Origin of the sequence: Sporosarcina sp. P34, assembly GCF_002743375.1 — a bacterium.
Classification (GTDB): Bacteria; Bacillota; Bacilli; order Bacillales_A; family Planococcaceae; genus Sporosarcina.
The window spans coordinates 13,287-30,475 of record NZ_PDZC01000005.1 but is presented as its reverse complement, the minus strand read 5'-3'; the positions used below and the strand labels follow the sequence as shown (position 1 = coordinate 30,475).

Annotated in this window: 16 protein-coding genes and 1 pseudogene; 2 read left to right on the top strand and 15 right to left on the bottom strand. The window is 39.7% G+C overall.

Going from position 1 to position 17,189, the window contains the following annotated elements:
• Positions 1-217 precede the first annotated feature (217 nt).
• Positions 218-2,380: a M28 family peptidase gene (locus CSV63_RS09295; RefSeq protein ID WP_199203638.1), complete on the bottom strand. Its 2,163-nt coding sequence runs from the start codon at positions 2,378-2,380 to the stop codon at positions 218-220.
• Between the two features lie 392 nt (positions 2,381-2,772).
• Here CSV63_RS09295 and CSV63_RS09290 point away from each other — a divergent pair, with 392 nt between their 5' ends.
• Positions 2,773-3,843 carry a thermonuclease family protein gene (locus CSV63_RS09290; RefSeq protein WP_233192025.1) on the top strand — a complete coding sequence of 357 codons (1,071 nt, stop codon included), beginning with the start codon at positions 2,773-2,775 and terminating at the stop codon, positions 3,841-3,843.
• Positions 3,844-3,930: 87 nt separating this feature from the next.
• On the opposite strand, the gene CSV63_RS09285 is transcribed toward CSV63_RS09290, so the two are convergent.
• The 5 genes from CSV63_RS09285 to CSV63_RS09265 form a co-directional block, all read right to left on the bottom strand.
• Positions 3,931-4,389 (bottom strand): OsmC family protein, encoded by a 459-nt coding sequence (locus CSV63_RS09285; RefSeq protein WP_099695600.1) that lies wholly within the window; start codon positions 4,387-4,389, stop codon positions 3,931-3,933.
• A gap of 455 nt (positions 4,390-4,844) precedes the next feature.
• Positions 4,845-5,207, bottom strand: coding sequence for a hypothetical protein (locus CSV63_RS09280; protein ID WP_099695599.1), 363 nt, complete (start codon positions 5,205-5,207; stop codon positions 4,845-4,847).
• A gap of 145 nt (positions 5,208-5,352) precedes the next feature.
• Positions 5,353-5,724, bottom strand: a complete 372-nt coding sequence (locus tag CSV63_RS09275) for an iron chaperone (protein WP_099695598.1) — start codon at positions 5,722-5,724, stop codon at positions 5,353-5,355.
• A 123-nt stretch (positions 5,725-5,847) separates the two neighbouring features.
• Positions 5,848-7,197, bottom strand: a complete 1,350-nt coding sequence (locus CSV63_RS09270) for an S-layer homology domain-containing protein (protein WP_099695597.1) — start codon at positions 7,195-7,197, stop codon at positions 5,848-5,850.
• 338 nt (positions 7,198-7,535) lie between these two features.
• On the bottom strand, positions 7,536-8,750 hold the full coding sequence (locus CSV63_RS09265; protein WP_099695596.1) for an S-layer homology domain-containing protein: 1,215 nt from the start codon (positions 8,748-8,750) through the stop codon (positions 7,536-7,538).
• Between the two features lie 198 nt (positions 8,751-8,948).
• On the opposite strand from CSV63_RS09265, the gene CSV63_RS09260 reads away from it, so the two are divergent.
• Positions 8,949-9,749, top strand: a complete 801-nt coding sequence (locus CSV63_RS09260; RefSeq protein WP_099695595.1) for an arylamine N-acetyltransferase family protein — start codon at positions 8,949-8,951, stop codon at positions 9,747-9,749.
• 171 nt (positions 9,750-9,920) lie between these two features.
• On the opposite strand, the pseudogene CSV63_RS16770 reads toward CSV63_RS09260, so the two are convergent.
• From CSV63_RS16770 to CSV63_RS09225, 9 genes and pseudogenes are all read right to left on the bottom strand, one after another.
• Positions 9,921-10,007, bottom strand: a pseudogene (locus CSV63_RS16770) (peptide-methionine (S)-S-oxide reductase MsrA); the annotation flags it as partial.
• A complete protein-coding gene (locus CSV63_RS09255; protein ID WP_233192024.1) occupies positions 9,971-10,171 on the bottom strand; it encodes a hypothetical protein in 201 nt (66 codons plus the stop codon). The pseudogene CSV63_RS16770 and the gene CSV63_RS09255, both read right to left, overlap by 37 nt.
• Positions 10,137-10,238: a DUF3885 domain-containing protein gene (locus CSV63_RS17060; protein ID WP_483315656.1), complete on the bottom strand. Its 102-nt coding sequence runs from the start codon at positions 10,236-10,238 to the stop codon at positions 10,137-10,139. Before CSV63_RS17060 ends, CSV63_RS09255 begins: the two co-directional genes overlap by 35 nt.
• 450 nt (positions 10,239-10,688) lie before the next feature.
• Positions 10,689-11,228, bottom strand: a complete 540-nt coding sequence (locus tag CSV63_RS09250) for a hypothetical protein (RefSeq protein WP_099695594.1) — start codon at positions 11,226-11,228, stop codon at positions 10,689-10,691.
• Between the two features lie 118 nt (positions 11,229-11,346).
• On the bottom strand, positions 11,347-12,066 hold the full coding sequence (locus tag CSV63_RS09245; protein ID WP_099695593.1) for a phosphocholine cytidylyltransferase family protein: 720 nt from the start codon (positions 12,064-12,066) through the stop codon (positions 11,347-11,349).
• Between the two features lie 14 nt (positions 12,067-12,080).
• Positions 12,081-13,151 carry a pyridoxal-phosphate-dependent aminotransferase family protein gene (locus tag CSV63_RS09240; RefSeq protein ID WP_099695592.1) on the bottom strand — a complete coding sequence of 357 codons (1,071 nt, stop codon included), beginning with the start codon at positions 13,149-13,151 and terminating at the stop codon, positions 12,081-12,083.
• A 495-nt stretch (positions 13,152-13,646) separates the two neighbouring features.
• Positions 13,647-13,823 (bottom strand): hypothetical protein, encoded by a 177-nt coding sequence (locus CSV63_RS16765; RefSeq protein ID WP_233192022.1) that lies wholly within the window; start codon positions 13,821-13,823, stop codon positions 13,647-13,649.
• Positions 13,824-13,912: 89 nt separating this feature from the next.
• Complete coding sequence (locus tag CSV63_RS09230) at positions 13,913-15,307, bottom strand: S-layer homology domain-containing protein (protein WP_099695591.1); 1,395 nt, start codon at positions 15,305-15,307, stop codon at positions 13,913-13,915.
• Positions 15,308-16,421: 1,114 nt separating this feature from the next.
• Complete coding sequence (locus tag CSV63_RS09225; protein WP_099695590.1) at positions 16,422-17,168, bottom strand: hypothetical protein; 747 nt, start codon at positions 17,166-17,168, stop codon at positions 16,422-16,424.
• Positions 17,169-17,189: the final 21 nt, after the last annotated feature.

Below are 17,189 nucleotides of genomic sequence, written 5' to 3'. Positions count from 1 at the left end.
GAAAGTTGTATTATGAAGTTCATAGAGACTAACGTATGGATCGCAGTGGAAGTCCTAAATATAGTTTGGTTCGTTGGTATAGTTGATTTGAGCGAGCTGATAAAATCTTGTCATTAAAAAAAGCACCGCGATATGCGATGCTTTGAATGCTTTGCTAATATGTTAATCAAGTTAATATTACTAAACAACTTTAAAACGTACCGGAACTTCATTGTACTTATTTCAGCTCACTCAACAGCTCGCCTAATTTTTTCACACTGGCTGTTTCATCCGTTACGGTTTGTTCCAATAGCTTCTTCTGTCTGTCGAGCGCATTTGTCAACGTGGTGATTTCCACTGATAAATCCGGCTTCGTTTGTTCTTTTTTTGTTTTTAATGACTGGATTGTATCGAACAGATCTTCATGGTCGACAATTCGGCCAGCTCCCCACATGAGTTGTTCTTTTGGTGCTTTTATGACGTAGTCTGTAAAGTAGTTAAATACTTCCTGATCAAAGTCATAAGCGTACCAATTGTTGTCAATTGCATATAAGTATTCATCCAGTGGAGTGGCGATATCGCCTGTAGATAACGCCTCAATGGAAGCGGCTAAGTTTTTCACGTTATTTTGCGCATGTTCATGAGGGAAAATCGGTTCGTCTTCCCATGTCAATCGCACAAATTGATCTTCGGCATATTTATAAGCCGCCAACAAGCCGCTGTTCAACTCACGACTTTCATCGTACAATTTCTTCGCTTGGTCTGCATCCTCTTTTTCAAGTGCTGCCGCATATTCATTATTCATATCCGCAACTTTTTTGTTCACGTCTTGCGCACTAGCTATCGCTTGATCGATCTCTTTCGTCAAGTGATCCGACGCCACAGAAGCCTGTTCAAATACATCCGCGTCGATCAAGTCTTTCATCGCTTGCAAACGAGTCGTGAAATCCAATGGCACGATAGCTGTTTGATCATAGTGTATCGTCAATAATCCATAGAGATTTAAGTGAAATTCTAGCGCATCGGCATTGTACGTATCTTCATTATCGAATTGAGAATGATAGTGGGTCTTCATGAATTCACTATCTTGGAAATCATTGCGAAGTGCTGGCACGCCTGCGATACCGAATGAGAAATCATCTGACCACGTACGCAATGGAGAAACGACTGAAATTCCGTCTTTATACACACCGGCAACTGTAGGTACTTCTTTTGCAAACTCCGTCAAATAGTTATTCAACTCGTAGACGGATCGAATTTCATCTTCTGTCGTATGTTCATATGCGGGTAGTTCGAAGTTCAAATTCGCAAATGTCTTACCGACCCACTCGGGATGAATATTGAAGATTTGATTGTAAGCGCCCGTCGACCAGTCGTATCGAGTATTCGACTTACCCCATTCTTCCGCGGCAAGCGCGTTGAAGACCAACGTCTTTTCGGGTTGATAGCCACTGTCGACCATCCCTTTAGCAATTCCGAGCATTAATGCAATTGCTGCATTGTCATCTTGGAACCCAGCAAAATATGAATCATAATGGGCTGACAATAAAATGTAGGAATCAGGATCTTTCCCGACGATTTTCCCATAATAATTATACGTTTCTTGATCTTTTTTCACAGTCGATTTAGCATCAAACTTCACAGTCAGCGTCTCTTGTTCGCTTGCCTCTAATGCTTTCTTCAACTCGACCGCGTCGGTTTGGGACATCGAAAAAGCAGGTGCATCGTCTGGACCGCAAATGTCTTGCGCATTCAACGCATCGGGATCGACTTCTCCGTAGCCCGCTTCTTGCACCGCAATTACTGCAGCTGCCCCTTTAACATGTGCTTGATAGGCAGGATAATTAATCCACCATTCTTCCCTTTGATTAATATCGATTAATACGAGTTTCCCTTTTATGTCCAATCCTTCCAAATCTGCCGCGGTTCCTTTTCCAGCGTAGACTACTTCAAGTTCCTTGACGCCGTTCGTATCAAAGTTCGCTTGATAACCGCCTAGCACCGCAAGATACTCTTTCCCAGCAGTATCTGTAAAGGACAAATCAGCCTTCTCGAACTCCCAACTATCTACGGTAAATGCATCTTTCGTCACTTCAGTCAGTCCGATTTTCTTCATTTCTTCTTCAATTTTCTCCCCAGTCTTTCGTTCCGCTTCCGATCCAGCAGTTCGATAGCCAAGCTTCTCATTGGTTTTATATTCTTCCATTCCTTTAGCGAATTCAAAAGCATATTCCACATCTACTTCTGACAAGTACTTGTCTTTCTCGTCTGACAACGGAATGGTCTTCACGTCCTCGACAGGTTCTTTCTTGTCCTTAGAGGAATCTTCTTTTGGTGTACACGCAACGAGCGATGTGGCAACGAGCATGGACAACGTTAAGTAACTTACCATCTTTTTCATTTATCACAGTTCCTTTCATTATAGCAATCAATTTATTAAACAATATAGAGTGAGTTTACGCAATAGAAATGTTCGAATTTTGTCGCGAATTCTTTTAATAATTTTCGCTGTACTAGATGTTTAATAACTATGAGCAAACAAAATGAGTATTTGTTTGCTTATTCACTTCGGTTAGTAAGTATACACTCCTATTCAGCTACTTTGAAAGAACATCTCGCGTAAGTTTCTGTGTAGTATAAATGAAAATATGTATTCTAGATTACGTGGTCACACATATTAATTTTGATCTAATAGCACTACGCACTTAGTTGCGTATCGCTTTCTGACAAACTATGATAACCTCACTCTTGGAAGTACGTGTTAAGCAATTAAAGTGAATTGAGAGTGATAGTATGTTTGTATTTTTTGCGTTATTTGGTTTACTATTTATAGTGATAGGTATCGTTGGCTTACTTTTTAAAGTAATCGTTAAAAAGCCGAAGAGAAAGTTTGGCATCCTCGCTTTAGTAGGCGTTGCGATGTTCATAGTAGCTGCAGTAATTGTGCCAGACGATATAGAGCCAGAGGTAGAAAAAGATGAATTGGTGAAGCAGACGCCTATAGATGAACCTTCTGAAACACTGAAGGAAGCACCTGAAAAAGAGTCTGTAGAAGGTATAGAAAAGCCGGAAGAGGAAAGTTCTAAAGAGACTGAAGAAAAACCGGTTCCAGTCGTGGTACCACCGAAAAATGATTCTTCAAACGTAACTCCTGAAAAACTAAAAGACTCCACAGAGACAAGCGGTACTACTGCGAGAATCCCTGTAGAGTTAGTGAAAGTTATAGACGGCGATACAATTAAAATAGTATATAACGGCAAAGAGCAAAACGTCCGATACTTGTTAATCGACACACCTGAAACCAATCATCCTAGGCTAGGGAAGCAACCGTTCGGGGATGAAGCCAAAGCTAAAAATAAAGAACTGATTGAGAACGGTACACTAGAAATCGAATTCGATGTTGGTGAACGCTTTGATAAATACGACCGTTTACTTGCCTATGTATATGTAGATGGAAAAAGTATTCAAAAAATTTTGTTGAGTGAAGGTTTAGCTCGTGTAGCGTACGTCTACCCACCAAATACTCGCTACGTTGATCCTTACGAGAAAGCACAAGCGATCGCTAAAGAAGAGAAGTTGGGTATTTGGTCAGTTGAAGATTATGCTACGGACGCAGGCTTTAACGCGCAAGTAGTAAAAGAGAAACCTGTAGAACCGGCATCTGAAAAACCTGCACCTGCACCCACCAAACAGCCAGTCGCTCCAGCACCTGCAGCCAAGCCAACACCACCTGTCCAAAAGACGGAATGGTTTCAAAATTGTACAGAACTAAGGAAAACGTATCCTAATGGTGTGCCGAGCAGTCATCCCGCTTATCAACCTAAGATGGATCGTGATAAAGATGGATTTGCTTGCGAACGATAAGTTAAGGGTTATTTAGTAAAAGAGATTCAAAAACCGCGTGAAGCCAAGTTTTCTAACTTGATTTCACGCGGTTTTAATTTTGCTAAATTATTTTTTGATCCATTTCGACTCTACTGGTATTCCTGCATCGGCGAATAGATTATATACGGGACATCTTCTTTCCACTTCCGCTTTCAGTTGCTCGATCGCTGCATCTGATTCATTCGTAGTAATTTCGCAAACAAAACGGACTTTTTGGAAATGTGTTTTTACACCTTCTTCTCCCATCAAACCTCTAGCATCCACGATACCTGTTGTATCAAAATGAATGGCTGAAAAAGCAAAGTCTTGTTCGTTCGCAATTAATGGAATCATAACTGCCTTACAGCCATTCAATGCCGCTGCGATAAATTCAAGTGGATTCGCTCCGGTATCGGTCCCGCCTAAATGAACAGGCTCATCCATCGGAAATCCTTCAAATTCACGGATCGTATGTGTAGAACGAACCCCTTCCTCCCATTTCGCAGTAGCAGCAATCTTTACTAACGCATTGTTTGTCGTTGACATACGTAACAACCCCTTTTCAATTCTTAGTATTATAATATGTATTGTATCATATAAACTGCTCGAATATAATGGGGCATGGAAATTATTATGCGAATTCATAGAAAGCTTCAAGTAATAAAATTATCATACACGCTCAATTGGTCACTTGTCATGCCAATTTTATTCGCTTAATAAATTATGAACACACAAAACTAAGAATGGATATTATTGAATCCTTCATGTATTGAACCTTACTCCAAACCTTTTACTGACCATAAAAAACAAGATAACATTTAGCCACTACGATAGCTAGATATTACCCCGGAAATATACTTATTATAGAAGGAGTGGATAGTTAAATGTCTTAAGAATTTTTCATTACGTACACATTGATTTCTAGATAGTTTACATAATATGATTATTTTGCTTTTATATCATGGAAAATACTTGTTATGATTACGACGAGGAAAAGAAACTTATTGAAGACGGTCCGCTAAGGATTCAATTGCCAGTTTGAGCGCGGTTACACGACGCTCATTCACTGTTTTTTGAGGGCTACCATCCTTCGCCTTTGCTAATTGCTTTTCAATAGATGGAATGATGCTTTGTAATATCTCTTTAGATTGTAAGATATCTTCTTTATTATAGAAGGACTCTTCACCATTCCAAACATCTTTCAAACTCTCCAATCCCACTTTTATCGCATCTCGTCTTTTTTCAACAAGTGTTGTATTGGAGCCTTTTTCCATCATACTCTTATACGCATTTGAAAGTTTAGTATAAGTGGATTCTAAGGATCTGAGGGTCAATTCTTGAACTTCTGGGCTAACCGTTCGCATACATGCTCCTCACCTTTCAAATTATGACATCCAAACAGAAACAGCTATTCTACACATCAAAAAAGCACCTATGCATGAAACTTTTACGAATGTTAACACTTTCTCGTTCATTTCATACATACGCACTTTTAAAATCAGTACGGCCTTATTTACGCCAAAACGTTGTACAATTTATTTTATCTTGCATATTAAATTCGATCAATTTCTCCATCAAACTATAATCAACTGGCTCACTCCATTTGATTCTAAACAAGCCACTTGTAGCGCTATAGCCCGCTTCCGCAATTTCATCCGCAAAACGTGTAATTCCCGCTGGTTCAGGCGAAATACTCATATGATGCTTTGCGGTAGAAATACCAATAATAAATGTGCCATGGTCGGAAAACATCGGTGTATTCCATTTCATTTGCGGTTCCAAATTCGGGAATGTTGTAGTCACCCACGCCAACACTTCCTCTACACGTTGACGATGATCCGGGGAATCGATACCCGCTATGTATTGCTTGAATAGTTCCATGAGGTGACCTCCTAAAATTGATTTATTACTCATTAGATTATCTATAGATGTAGTATACCATGGTGAAGGTACCAGGTCCCGACATAATTCAGAATAGTGTCGGGACCTGGTACCTTAAACGATTCACTTCTTAAATGTATATTTCTTTCCATCTTGTCCAGTTACGATCAGCTGTGTGTCAGTAACCGACATGTGTTTCCCTTGAATGCTCGATAATTTACTCACCTTCTTATCAAGCAAACTATACTTATACACACCAGTTTTATTAAAGTAATACATCGTCGAATGATCAAACAACACAGATGCATTGTTTTGGTTTTCTTTCAGGATAAATGTTTTTTCTGTTGGATCTTGATAGAAAAGGATTCTTCCGTCAAAATCACGTTCTTTTTTTCTATCTGATCCATCCATAGCTACGGAGTTTAATGTCAATTTACTATCTTTCGGTATGTTAGGCGTTAGGTAATAGTCTCTCTTTGTTGCTTCGTTTGTATAAAAAATGCGGTCATTCCAAATAAATAAATTTCGCATAGTTTCACCGGAAAGAGACGCCATAATGAGAGAATCTCCCGCTCCCGTAATACGTTGAGTTTGTGTTCGAATGACACCATACTTACTTGGCAAATCTGAAGCCTGGCTAATTGCACTTAAATATGGGATAAACACTTCATCATTGTAGACAATCAAATCAAACCAGTCTTCCATGTAACTAATCCATAACCCATCATTAGATTCGAAATCTTGCTTACTCAAGATCATTTCATCTTTACCCGTTTTCAAATCTTTTTTCATCAATCCATTATTTATACTGTAAGAAAAACCATTCTGCTCAACCGTTTTTCCTTTCTGGCTGACATATGAATGATATTTTCCAAGTTTCATCGAATCATCAAGCGCCCTTGCCAAAAAAGCAGAGAACTGCGCACGAGTCACCGATTGAGATGGCATATACTTGCCTTCCGATCCGCCTGCAATGCGTTGTTTGGCAATCCCGTTAATGTCCGCATACGCCCAGTGCGCTGGAACCACATCGACAAATGTAGGCTGCTTATCAAACGGTATATCGAATGAACGACGCAAAATTGCTGCCATTTGCGCTCGTGATGTCTTTTCACCCGGTCGTATTAATCCATTATCCCCGCGAAGAATTCCTTTTTCATTCACCGTCGCAAGAATTTTATAATACGATGACTTCTTTGAAACGTCTTTAAACACCACTTTAGGATTTTCCACGAGTGGAATCTTCAAAGCTTTAATGAGCATGGCAGATGCTTGTGCACGGGTAATCGGTTCATTTGGTTTAAATGTTCCGCCTGGGTATCCACCAATAATGTTGCGTTCATATAAATACTTGATCTCCTTTTGCGCCCAATGCCCATTCATGTCCGTAAACTCAGTCGCATGTGCTTGAAACGGCATCGCTGCAACTATTAATAGTAATGCGATGAACGAAGCTGTAATTTTTCTCTTCAATTGTTTCTCTCCTTTATTCGTAATACGCGCTGTGTACTTGTATCACGTACGCACCGTACAGACGGTAATATTTAGAAAAAGTTTCAAAAAAATGTTTGTGAAATTCATTACTCGTAAGCGCCACGGTGGCAGGACATCCTTTGTTACTTAGGAGCGCTGAAAATACCGTGTTCTCTCCATTGATTGGCATGCTATTCATCCAATTCGTCTACTTTAAAATGGGTGTAAATGAAAAACACCTACAACCAACTTTCACTCAAGTTGGCTGTAGGTATGTTAAGTTGCTTTTTCAGTTTCTCGTCTCACTATTTAATAGAACCTATTTTTAAAAATCAAGTTCAGTTGGTGTCTAACATCTTTGACGTCTTCACTTTATAATACAACATATGTGCATCCGGAACTTTCACTTCCACCGCGTAACGCGCTTCTTTTCCGTTCGTAAAGCGGACTGTCGCGATGAAGTTGCCTGGCTTGTTGACACGAATAAACACATCCGGCGAATCAGAATACCCTTCAAACGGCATGTTGTTGGATAAGACTTCTCCGTCCGTCCGCACGAAACGAATGTTTTCAACCTTTTCATCCGCCGCCAGTTTCAGTCGCGCTCGTGTCTTCAATATATCGCTCGCGTATACTAACTTAGCCTTCAATTTGCCGTCGACTTTCTTCACATCTACATAGTATTTATGATAGTAGCGTTTGATATTTTGATTTTCCATACCATAATTACCGCCTAGCTGCAACGTTCCTCTTCCTTCTTTCAATGGTGTCACTTGCACGCGATCACCGGTATATCCTGACGGTGTCTGTCTGCCTTTAATAATGGCTGCATAATACACCTCCGAGTTATTCGCAAATTCATCCGTGTCCTCATCAGTCATTATTTCCGAGAAACGCAGCATCGGACCCCATGTTTCTAAGGAATACGTCTCAGGTTGGACACGCTCCGTTAGTTGCATCAACTTCGCTGCTTGTCCTCTCGTCACCCATTCATTGATACCAAATCTATCGGACGTTACGCCTGTCGTAATGCCGAGTTTGTGCAGAATTAAGACATTCGCGCCATGCGATGTGTTGGGCTTGACGTCAAGGAATGGATTTTCTTCCGCGTTAAAAGCAAAGCGTGGCAAATCGAATGCTTTCACGAGAATGGAAGCCAATTGTCCTCGTTTGACGGGATCATTTGGCCCGAAACGTCCGTCTTCATACCCCCCAATCACTTCGAGCTCCGCAAGCTTGGCTATGGCATTATGGTAGCCATTCGCTTTCGAAACGTCTTTAAATCCTGGATCTTTTACATAGTAATCAGGGTTTTCCTTCAGCAACTTCACTATAATCGCCGCAACTTGTCCGCGGGTGATCGGATTGCCGGGTTTGAACAATCCGTCCGCATATCCCGTAATAATATGGCGTTCAGCCAATTCATTGACCGCCTCCGCAAAGTGCTTTGTTTCGGGAACATCCGTAAACTTCTGGTTGCTTGCAGCCATACTCGATAATGGCAGGCTGAGGGCAAGAGCCACCGTGCCAAATGTCATCCAAATCTTTTTCATTGTGTTCCTTCCTTTCTATTATATAATCATAGATCAACGTACAGACGGGGAAATCCATAAATAGTTTCATTATATGTATAATATATTTATAGCCAAAAGCAAGTTTATTCGCAATCATAGAAAAGTGCCATACTTTTATCACCTCAAGAAAGTTTGCTATGATGGAGTTATCACTACTGAAGAAAGGACGGATAACATATGCTGCAATGGATTTCGGACCAATTGACACTTAACGGCACACCGCTTGAGCAAATCAGCCAAGTTCAGAAGCTTTTTGCCGAGCAGTTCGAATTTGAAAACTTGGATGTTTTGCTTGCGAATGAAGAACCGATTACGGAGCACTACCTGGAAGATAAAATGATGAAACAAGGACGTGGCGGCCTTTGCTATGAACTTAATGGTCTGCTGTATATCGTTCTCAGAGATCTAGGTTTTCCCGTACAACTCGCAGCAGCCACTATCTGGGCACCGCCACCACGCGATCACTATGTTCTCGATCGTACACATGTCGTGAATTTGTTCCATTACGAGGATACACTGTATCTAATTGACAGTGGTTTCGGCAGCAACCTTGTCATGCAACCCGTCGCATTGGATGGCGATCCCGTCACTTCTCCTGCTGGTACATTCCGGTTGCGGAGCGAAACGACCGAAAAAGGCACATTGGTATTTGAACAACTGACGGACAATGGCTGGGAACGTCGCTATGGCCTCTACCCCGACATAATCGACTGGACACACTTGGACCATGTCAAGCAGCAGATCCACCACAGTCCCGAATCTTCATTCAACAAAGCATTGCTCATCGCCAAAGTAACAAACGACGGCACCTACTCGATTAATGAAGATCGTTACCGTCGCAAGTGTAATGACAACGAAGAAACACTGCCGTTCCAAGATCACGATGAATTACTCGAACAAGTCAGACTGCATGCCGCTCCGGCTGTTTATGAAGCGACTGTGAATTATATAAAACAGCAAAAACCTTCCTGCGACTGATTTTGGTCGTGGAAGGTTTTTGTATGTAAAATGGTGCCAAGTCTCCACACTAGTCTGAAATGTGGAGGGATTTGGCACTTCATATGCTAGTATTTGCTCGGCGATGAATTCATTGCGCCCTGAACGTGTACTATCCTCCTCGTAATGATCTTTTTCTCTTATGTAATAATCTTAATGGTATTCTTCTTCCCGATAGAACGTTTCTGTTCGGTGGATTGGTGTCACAATAAGTTTTGTGAAAATGCCACTTGCGGCAAGAGTAGCTTTCGATTTTTCGGCAGCTTCCCGTTGCGCGTCTGTGTAATAAAAATTAGCAGTTGTTTAGGATAACCAAGGTCTTGGAATTGACCTCCTGCATCTGTTGGATCAATTTGTTGCCAGTATACTTTAAAGAACATCACAGATTCTGTCGTCGTAGACATAGCAGATGGTCCCATTCATTTCATTTAAAAAGTAGAAAGGATAGTGAACGCTCGGACTCTTACCCATGTCTTGTACATATTGCCTTCAGATTTTCATATATTTTGCAAAGATCTTTAATTTCCGTTACTAGATAGGTTCTTCTTCATAGTCGTGGACGTTTACTACAAGATATAGCTCATCGGTAAACCGCTGTTAGATATAAAGGATCTTCGTGAATGCTGAGAGTACATTCGTTCACGCCGAGTTCAAATTGGATGCTTGGATTCCATGAGTAGAGTAATGGGTGCAAGTTCTAGGTTAGGGAAGTTATTTTCCGGGAAATTTGTTGGTGTTATGTGGATTCTTCTTTCTAAAATAATAGGGTTTTTGGCGGAAAAAACCTGCGTGAGAAATATTCAAGATAGTTTCTCGTAAAGATGCCTTACTTCATGAATCTAATGGAACTAGAAAACCAACGACACAAATAGTATCATTGGCTTTTTCAATTTGAAATACCTAGAATAACCGTGGTCTACGTTATAGCCGACCTTGACCGCCTGGCCGAAATGGAAGACCCGAACCCGGCCAACCTTGACCTGGAGAACCTGAACCTGGCCAACCTTGACCTGGAAAACCTGAACCCGGCCAACCTTGACCTGGAGAACCTGAACCTGGCCAACCCTGACCTGGAGAACCTGAACCTGGCCAACCCTGACCCGGAGAACCGGAACCCGGCCATCCTTGACCTGGAGAACCTGAACCTGGCCAACCCTGACCCGGAGAACCGGAACCCGGCCATCCTTGACCTGGAGATCCTGAACCCGGCCAGCCTTGACCTGGAGATCCTGAACCTGGCCAGCCTTGACCTTGTTGCATTGGGGGCGCGCCAGTCCCAGCAACACTAATCTTATTGACATCTACTGTAATCATAGAACCAGAATCCAATTGTATCTCGGCAGAATTCCCAAATGTCCTGATGAGAGTACCCGAAAAAGTACCGTTAGGAAGTGATACCCATATTCTCATACCAGGTCTATACTGCTGACTGAAATCTCCCGGATCCATATATCTTGTCATCAACCACACTCCTCACATTATTCTTTCATAGTAAGATATGTAAGAAAAAGATATATTTCTGTGCTGTTGACATAATTCCTCTGAATTTTAATAAAAGTGTACCAGGTCCCTACTCAATTCACAATAGTGTCGGAACCTGGTACCCAAATTCAGTGTTTCTCCGAAATTCAAGGATTCTTTGATAATCTTCTATGACGTCTATTTCTGACCAAAACATACCGCTAACGTCTACGACATTTATAGTTATCTCATTTATAAATGAATATAAAACGTTTTCCCACCAAAAATTGTGATTTTGCTCATTTATTAGTTCATCCAGTCTCTCTACAAACTTCCCCAAAAATATTTTCTTGATTTTTGCTATGCCGACATATTCTCCACTATATTCTTTTAATTCTTTACCGTGCCTGATTAGCTGATTATCATTACAATAGAAAAGATAATCTAGTTTACTAGTTGAATCCATTAGTAAAGTTTGTTCATGTCTAGAGCTTAGTAGTTTGTCTAACATATTCTGCTCAAAGTATACATCTGCATTCGCTATGATAATATCTTCGTCATGAAATTCGTTTCTCGAAAACCATAAAGAGGCTACACTGTTTGTAACACTATAAAATGGATTGAAATAATATGTAACATCGAGATCGCATAGAAGATCCTTAATAATATCCGCTTTATATCCAACAACAATTATAACTTCAATATTATTTCGTTGGAATAATTCAACAGTATGACGGATTAATGAACTCCCTCCTATATCAAGTGAACATTTGGGTACGTCGCCAATATATTCGCTTATTCTCGTTCCTCTTCCAGCAGCCAATAATATAGCTTTCAAATATAACCCTCTCCTTATGAAATAGATTTTAAATTTTTCTTTATTTCATCTAGTAGATATTGGTTATTTTCGATAGTAATAGCACCGAGATGTCCGACTCTGAATATCTTACTACTTAATTCTCCTCCGTTAGGCATTACATATATATCACTATTCATCTTAAGCGATTGAACAACTGATTCAGGACTTATTGATCCAAGTGGACGTAAAGCTGTTAATGCGTTTGAAGGACTTTTCGTTGGAATTTCAAAAGGCAACTTGATAATTTCATTTCTAAAATGAACTGCTAGTTCTCTAGTTTCTTGAATGATTTTTGTAACACTCTTTTTATCAACATACTTCAATTTTTTATTCAATTGTAACAAATTACTTACGGCTGGAGTATAGGGAGTCTGCCCTCTTTCACCGTCAGACAAGTATTTGTTGAAGTTAAAGTATACGCTTTTAAAGGAAATTTCTCTCACACGATCTTGTGATTTTTTGTCGAGAACCACATAGGACATACCCGGCGGGAGCCCCAATGCTTTCTGGGAGCTAATAATAACTGCATTAGCATTACTTCCTTCCATGTCAAAAGGATCGGCTAAATATGAACTAATTGCGTCTATCAATAGGAGTAAATGATTTTTTTCACAAAACTCCTTAACCAAGTTTATATCATAAAGTACACCTGTAGAAGTTTCATGTAAATTAATAAGAAGGCCGGTAAAACCTTTTTTATCGTAAGGAATTAAATCTCCATGAGTTAAATCTTCAAAGAAGTTTAATTTAATCTCTTTATAATTTAGACTATGGACTTGGCAAATCTCTGAGAACCTAGAACCAAAAACTCCTCCATTGACAACAAGCAACTTATCCTCTTTATCAAACAAATTTAAAACGGTTGCTTCCATTGCAGCTGTTCCTGAGGCAGTTAAAAAAACAACTTTAGAATCTAAAGGAGAGTTCATACTTCGCTTTAACAGCTCTTCACTTTCTAATGTCATAGTAGAGAATTCTGCATTCCTAAAGTAAGGCATTTGTTTTGACCCTATTTTCAGCACTTCTTTATCAAGTGTGACAGGACCGACTGTGAAATTTAACAATGTAATTCCTCCCTCTATACATGTGATGTATAACTGCTGGACCCGTTGGCAGAAAGGTATCTATTCCTAGTAGAACAGAAACAGCCCACAATCCATTAGGCTTTCATATCGTACTCACTATTAATATATGCTGGTTCGTGAGGTGATTGGTCATAAAGTAAATTCAGCTTGCCAATTTTAGTATACTTCACACCATACATATTCCATTTGCCGCTTTCCTTTTTAATTATATATCAACAAAAGCGTAGCCTGATACTGGTCCAAGTGAATCGTCCAAAATCGCGTGAATATACAGTGTGTCTTTGGTGTCGGACCTGGTACCAAAAATTGTATTCAATTGCTAGTTCAAGTGCAGTTAAACGACGTGCATTCAATGTCTTTTGCAATCTACCACCCTTTGTTTTGGCTACTTATTTTTCAATGGATGGAATTAATACTTTGTAGAATGTCTTTAGATTGCAATATCACTTCTTCGGCACAAGAAAAATCTCCATCTCACCAAACGTCTTGTAAGCTCTCCAAGCCCACTTTTATAGCATCGCGCCTTTTTTCTACACGAGTAGTATTGGAGCCTTTTTCCGTCATACATTTATAAGCATTCGAAAGTTTAGCAAACGTAGACTCTAAAGATGCTATGGACAATTCTTCAACTGCTTGGCTAACAGTTTTCATCTAGACCCTCATGTTTCATATTCTTTTTAGTAAAAAGATACCAGATCTCGACACGATGATAAATAGTGTCGGGACCTGGTATCTAAAAATTACTTTTTCAATGAATGCTTTTTGCCATCGAGATCGACCACTTCCACAGTACGCAAAGATACTTCCATCTCTTTTGCAAGTACAGTAGACAGTCTTTTCGTCTGTCCAGTCAATAGACCGTATGAATACACGCCATTCTTATTGAAATAGTACATCGTATTCGTATCAAATTTGACGGATTTATTATTCTGCGTCACTTTTGATTTGTGTGGCGAAGAAGCGGCCAACGGTTCAAATAAGACACGTGCATCAAATTCCATTACTTTTTTCGGTTTAAAAACATCTACATCTTTATGATACAAAATGAGTGTTTGATCTTCGCCCACGATATTTGTAAACGACGAATCAAATTCCCTCTTTTTCTTCTCCACCGTGTAATAATAGTCAAACCCATGCAGACTGACATTTCGCATCGTATCCGTATGGCTTTCATCAGCAAAGTATTCTTCCAAATAGATGCCATTCCACCCCGGCCCTGCGTTGCCGACCATCCACACTCCATAACGAGTCGGCATACCCGCTTGGTCGACTTCTGCCCAATACGGAACATAAAGCGATCCGCCCTTTATACTTATCGGAAAACCTTCTGCAACATGAACTTGCTTTACCCCTTCTTTTTTCAAGAAATCCTTGTCAGCAAGTACAACCTCTTCTTTCTTCGTCTTCAAATCCGTCCTAATGAGTTGATCTCCTTTAATCGTATACGAAAAGCCCTTGTATTCGACCACGGTTCCTTTCTGGCTTACATGCGTCGCATAACCAGACAACTTCATCTTGTCATCCAAAGCGCGTGTTAGGAATGAAGAAAACTGACCACGCGTTACCGGATTGCCCGGTCTGAACGTACCATTACGGTAACCGCCCGCAATACCATTCTTCGTCACGCTACTAATATCGCCATACGCCCAGTGCAACGGCGTTACATCAATGAAAATCGCTTCCTCTTCTAGCTTCAGTTTATACGCACGGCGCAACACTGCTGCCATCTGTGCGCGAGTCATCGCTTCACCTGCACGCATATAGCCATCATCTCCACGAAGAATTCCTTTCTCATTGACCGTCGCCAGCGCTTTATAATGAATCGATTGTTTCGACACATCTTTAAAAGTAACAGTCGGATGATCAAGCAACGGAATATCCAGTGCTTTTAAAAGCATGGACGCCACCTGCGCCCGAGTCACGGCTTCATTCGGCCTAAACGTACCGTCTGGATAACCGCCAATAATATTCTTTTTATATAGAAACGTAATATCATTGCCGGCACCTACACCGTGTCTAGTGTCTTTGAATGGTGAATCGTAATAGTATGGCGGATATTCAGTTTCGGCTAACGCAACAGGAATCAATGAAAATGCCAGTGCTATCGTTAGCAAGGAAGTGTGAATTTTTCTCATGACGGAAAACCTCTTTTCAATTTTCCGTATAGACGGAGAATCTTTGAAAAGGTTTCAAGGTTTTTAGGGGAATTTGTAATGGTTAGAAATGTATACCTTTATGAAGATTTCAAGATTGTATTAATAAACGTGATTGATTAAACATTCACGTTTGTTTCTTATACAGGTGCTTTACACAATTTTAGAAGTTTCTCGTTCAACACCTAGCGGTTTTGTGAAAGCACTCAAAAAAAAGGTATTCACGCCAAATTCTTCTTCCGCCAAAATGATAGAACGCTGAAACCGGTAGAGTATATAGTGAAATATCCTATCCTACGATCGCTTGTAATCCAACGAATAATAGAGGTATTGCTTATCTGCAAGTTTATCCCAATCCTTTAATATTCGATGTCGGTGAAACGACAACGGATGTTGCAGTCGCAATGGGAGTTGCTGCCTTTTATAATGGAGAGTTACTCGCCCATTTGTGCCAATCTATGATTAAGAAATATTTATCCGCATAATTGAAACAGCCAAAGCAACTGCTGATAAAATGAAAACAAATGCAGATCCTGTTCCCGGTATCTTAATAGGTGGTGGAAGAATCCCATTCCCTACACAATTACAAGGAACTTCTGAAGTGATCAAACCTAAGAATCTAGGAGTAGTAAACGCCATCTGTTATGCTATTTCACAAGTAAGCGGACTGATTGAAATGTTTTCAAGTCGGATGAACTTGAATCTGAACAAACGATCGCACTTGCTAACGAACTAGCTTACCAGGAAACTGTAGATGCGGGAGCAGATCCAGACAAGATAGGTATTGTAGACATACAATACCTATCTTACTTCCTCGGTAACGCAATCAAAATTCGCGTAAAAGGGAGTGGTAAGTTCTTAGGTTTCAAACTCATTTCAAATTCATAAATCAAAATCTAGATGAAGTCCATTAATACCTTTCATCCAGATTTACTCGTTTTTTGACGACTACCATCTCTTGCTTTGTCAATTTAATAAAAATATATAAGCCGGAAATATATATGTCACTTTATTTTAAGGCTCTTTCAAAGCCCTAGCTAATAGGTTAGCGGATCCCGGTACAATTTTAAGTTGTAACGGAATCTGCTAAATTAAATCACTTGAATTGCTGTAAAGACTCTACAGTTCTAAACTTTTTCACTAACTTGTTTCTCAGAGCTAATTCTAGAAACTTTTCTGCATCCCCGTATAATCCTTCTGTATGATTTTCTTTTGTTAAATCATTATAATACTGAATGCCAATTTGACAGTCAGAACTTACCTGTTCTGAATTCCTAGTTATCTCAGTGAATATTCGAATTGTTTCAAGTAAAGCTTGATTAATATTTAAGTCTACAGTGTTTTTCTTATTAACTCTTTCAGCAATCTCTTGAAATGTTTTTTCTTTTTCTACTAGATCTTTAGGGTAGATAACCCTTATTTGACCTTTATCTATTATAAAACCATTACTTCCTTCATTTTCTTTATTTATATAACTATTTGACAAAAACATAGAGTAATATTCCAGATTATTATCTAGTTCATACAAAACATGAATTACAATATAGCTATTGTCAACCAATTCTCTTTCATGCTCATTAACGTTATTTTTAACTTTTTTTACAGTGGCATCAAACATCTCAGAGAATTCTACTATACTACTTATTTTTCTTTTATTAATCACTTCTTCTTTTACCATATCCAAAAAATCAACAAGACCTGCCCCAGATATAAAACCTATTCTGGGAATATAACGAAGCTTGTAGACTCCGTCTTTATATGATGAACCGTCTTCAGAATTCTCTCTAGTGTCAGAAATAATAATTGAGAATTTTTCCGATCTCGTCGCAATAATGGCAGTCATGAATATCACCCTTACCCTAAT

What these genes read in the sequence shown, in the direction of transcription:
- CSV63_RS09255 (WP_233192024.1), bottom strand. Translation starts at nt 10,171, where the DNA reads ATGTCTACGACGACAGAATCTGTGATGTTCTTTAAAGTATACTGGCAA.
- CSV63_RS09295 (WP_199203638.1), bottom strand. Translation starts at nt 2,380, where the DNA reads ATGAAAAAGATGGTAAGTTACTTAACGTTGTCCATGCTCGTTGCCACA.
- CSV63_RS09250 (WP_099695594.1), bottom strand. Translation starts at nt 11,228, where the DNA reads ATGACAAGATATATGGATCCGGGAGATTTCAGTCAGCAGTATAGACCT.
- CSV63_RS17060 (WP_483315656.1), bottom strand. Translation starts at nt 10,238, where the DNA reads ATGGGTAAGAGTCCGAGCGTTCACTATCCTTTCTACTTTTTAAATGAA.
- CSV63_RS09280 (WP_099695599.1), bottom strand. Translation starts at nt 5,207, where the DNA reads ATGCGAACGGTTAGCCCAGAAGTTCAAGAATTGACCCTCAGATCCTTA.
- CSV63_RS09265 (WP_099695596.1), bottom strand. Translation starts at nt 8,750, where the DNA reads ATGAAAAAGATTTGGATGACATTTGGCACGGTGGCTCTTGCCCTCAGC.
- CSV63_RS09290 (WP_233192025.1), top strand. Translation starts at nt 2,773, where the DNA reads ATGTTTGTATTTTTTGCGTTATTTGGTTTACTATTTATAGTGATAGGT.
- CSV63_RS09275 (WP_099695598.1), bottom strand. Translation starts at nt 5,724, where the DNA reads ATGGAACTATTCAAGCAATACATAGCGGGTATCGATTCCCCGGATCAT.
- CSV63_RS16765 (WP_233192022.1), bottom strand. Translation starts at nt 13,823, where the DNA reads ATGAAAACTGTTAGCCAAGCAGTTGAAGAATTGTCCATAGCATCTTTA.
- CSV63_RS09260 (WP_099695595.1), top strand. Translation starts at nt 8,949, where the DNA reads ATGCTGCAATGGATTTCGGACCAATTGACACTTAACGGCACACCGCTT.
- CSV63_RS09225 (WP_099695590.1), bottom strand. Translation starts at nt 17,168, where the DNA reads ATGACTGCCATTATTGCGACGAGATCGGAAAAATTCTCAATTATTATT.
- CSV63_RS09285 (WP_099695600.1), bottom strand. Translation starts at nt 4,389, where the DNA reads ATGTCAACGACAAACAATGCGTTAGTAAAGATTGCTGCTACTGCGAAA.
- CSV63_RS09230 (WP_099695591.1), bottom strand. Translation starts at nt 15,307, where the DNA reads ATGAGAAAAATTCACACTTCCTTGCTAACGATAGCACTGGCATTTTCA.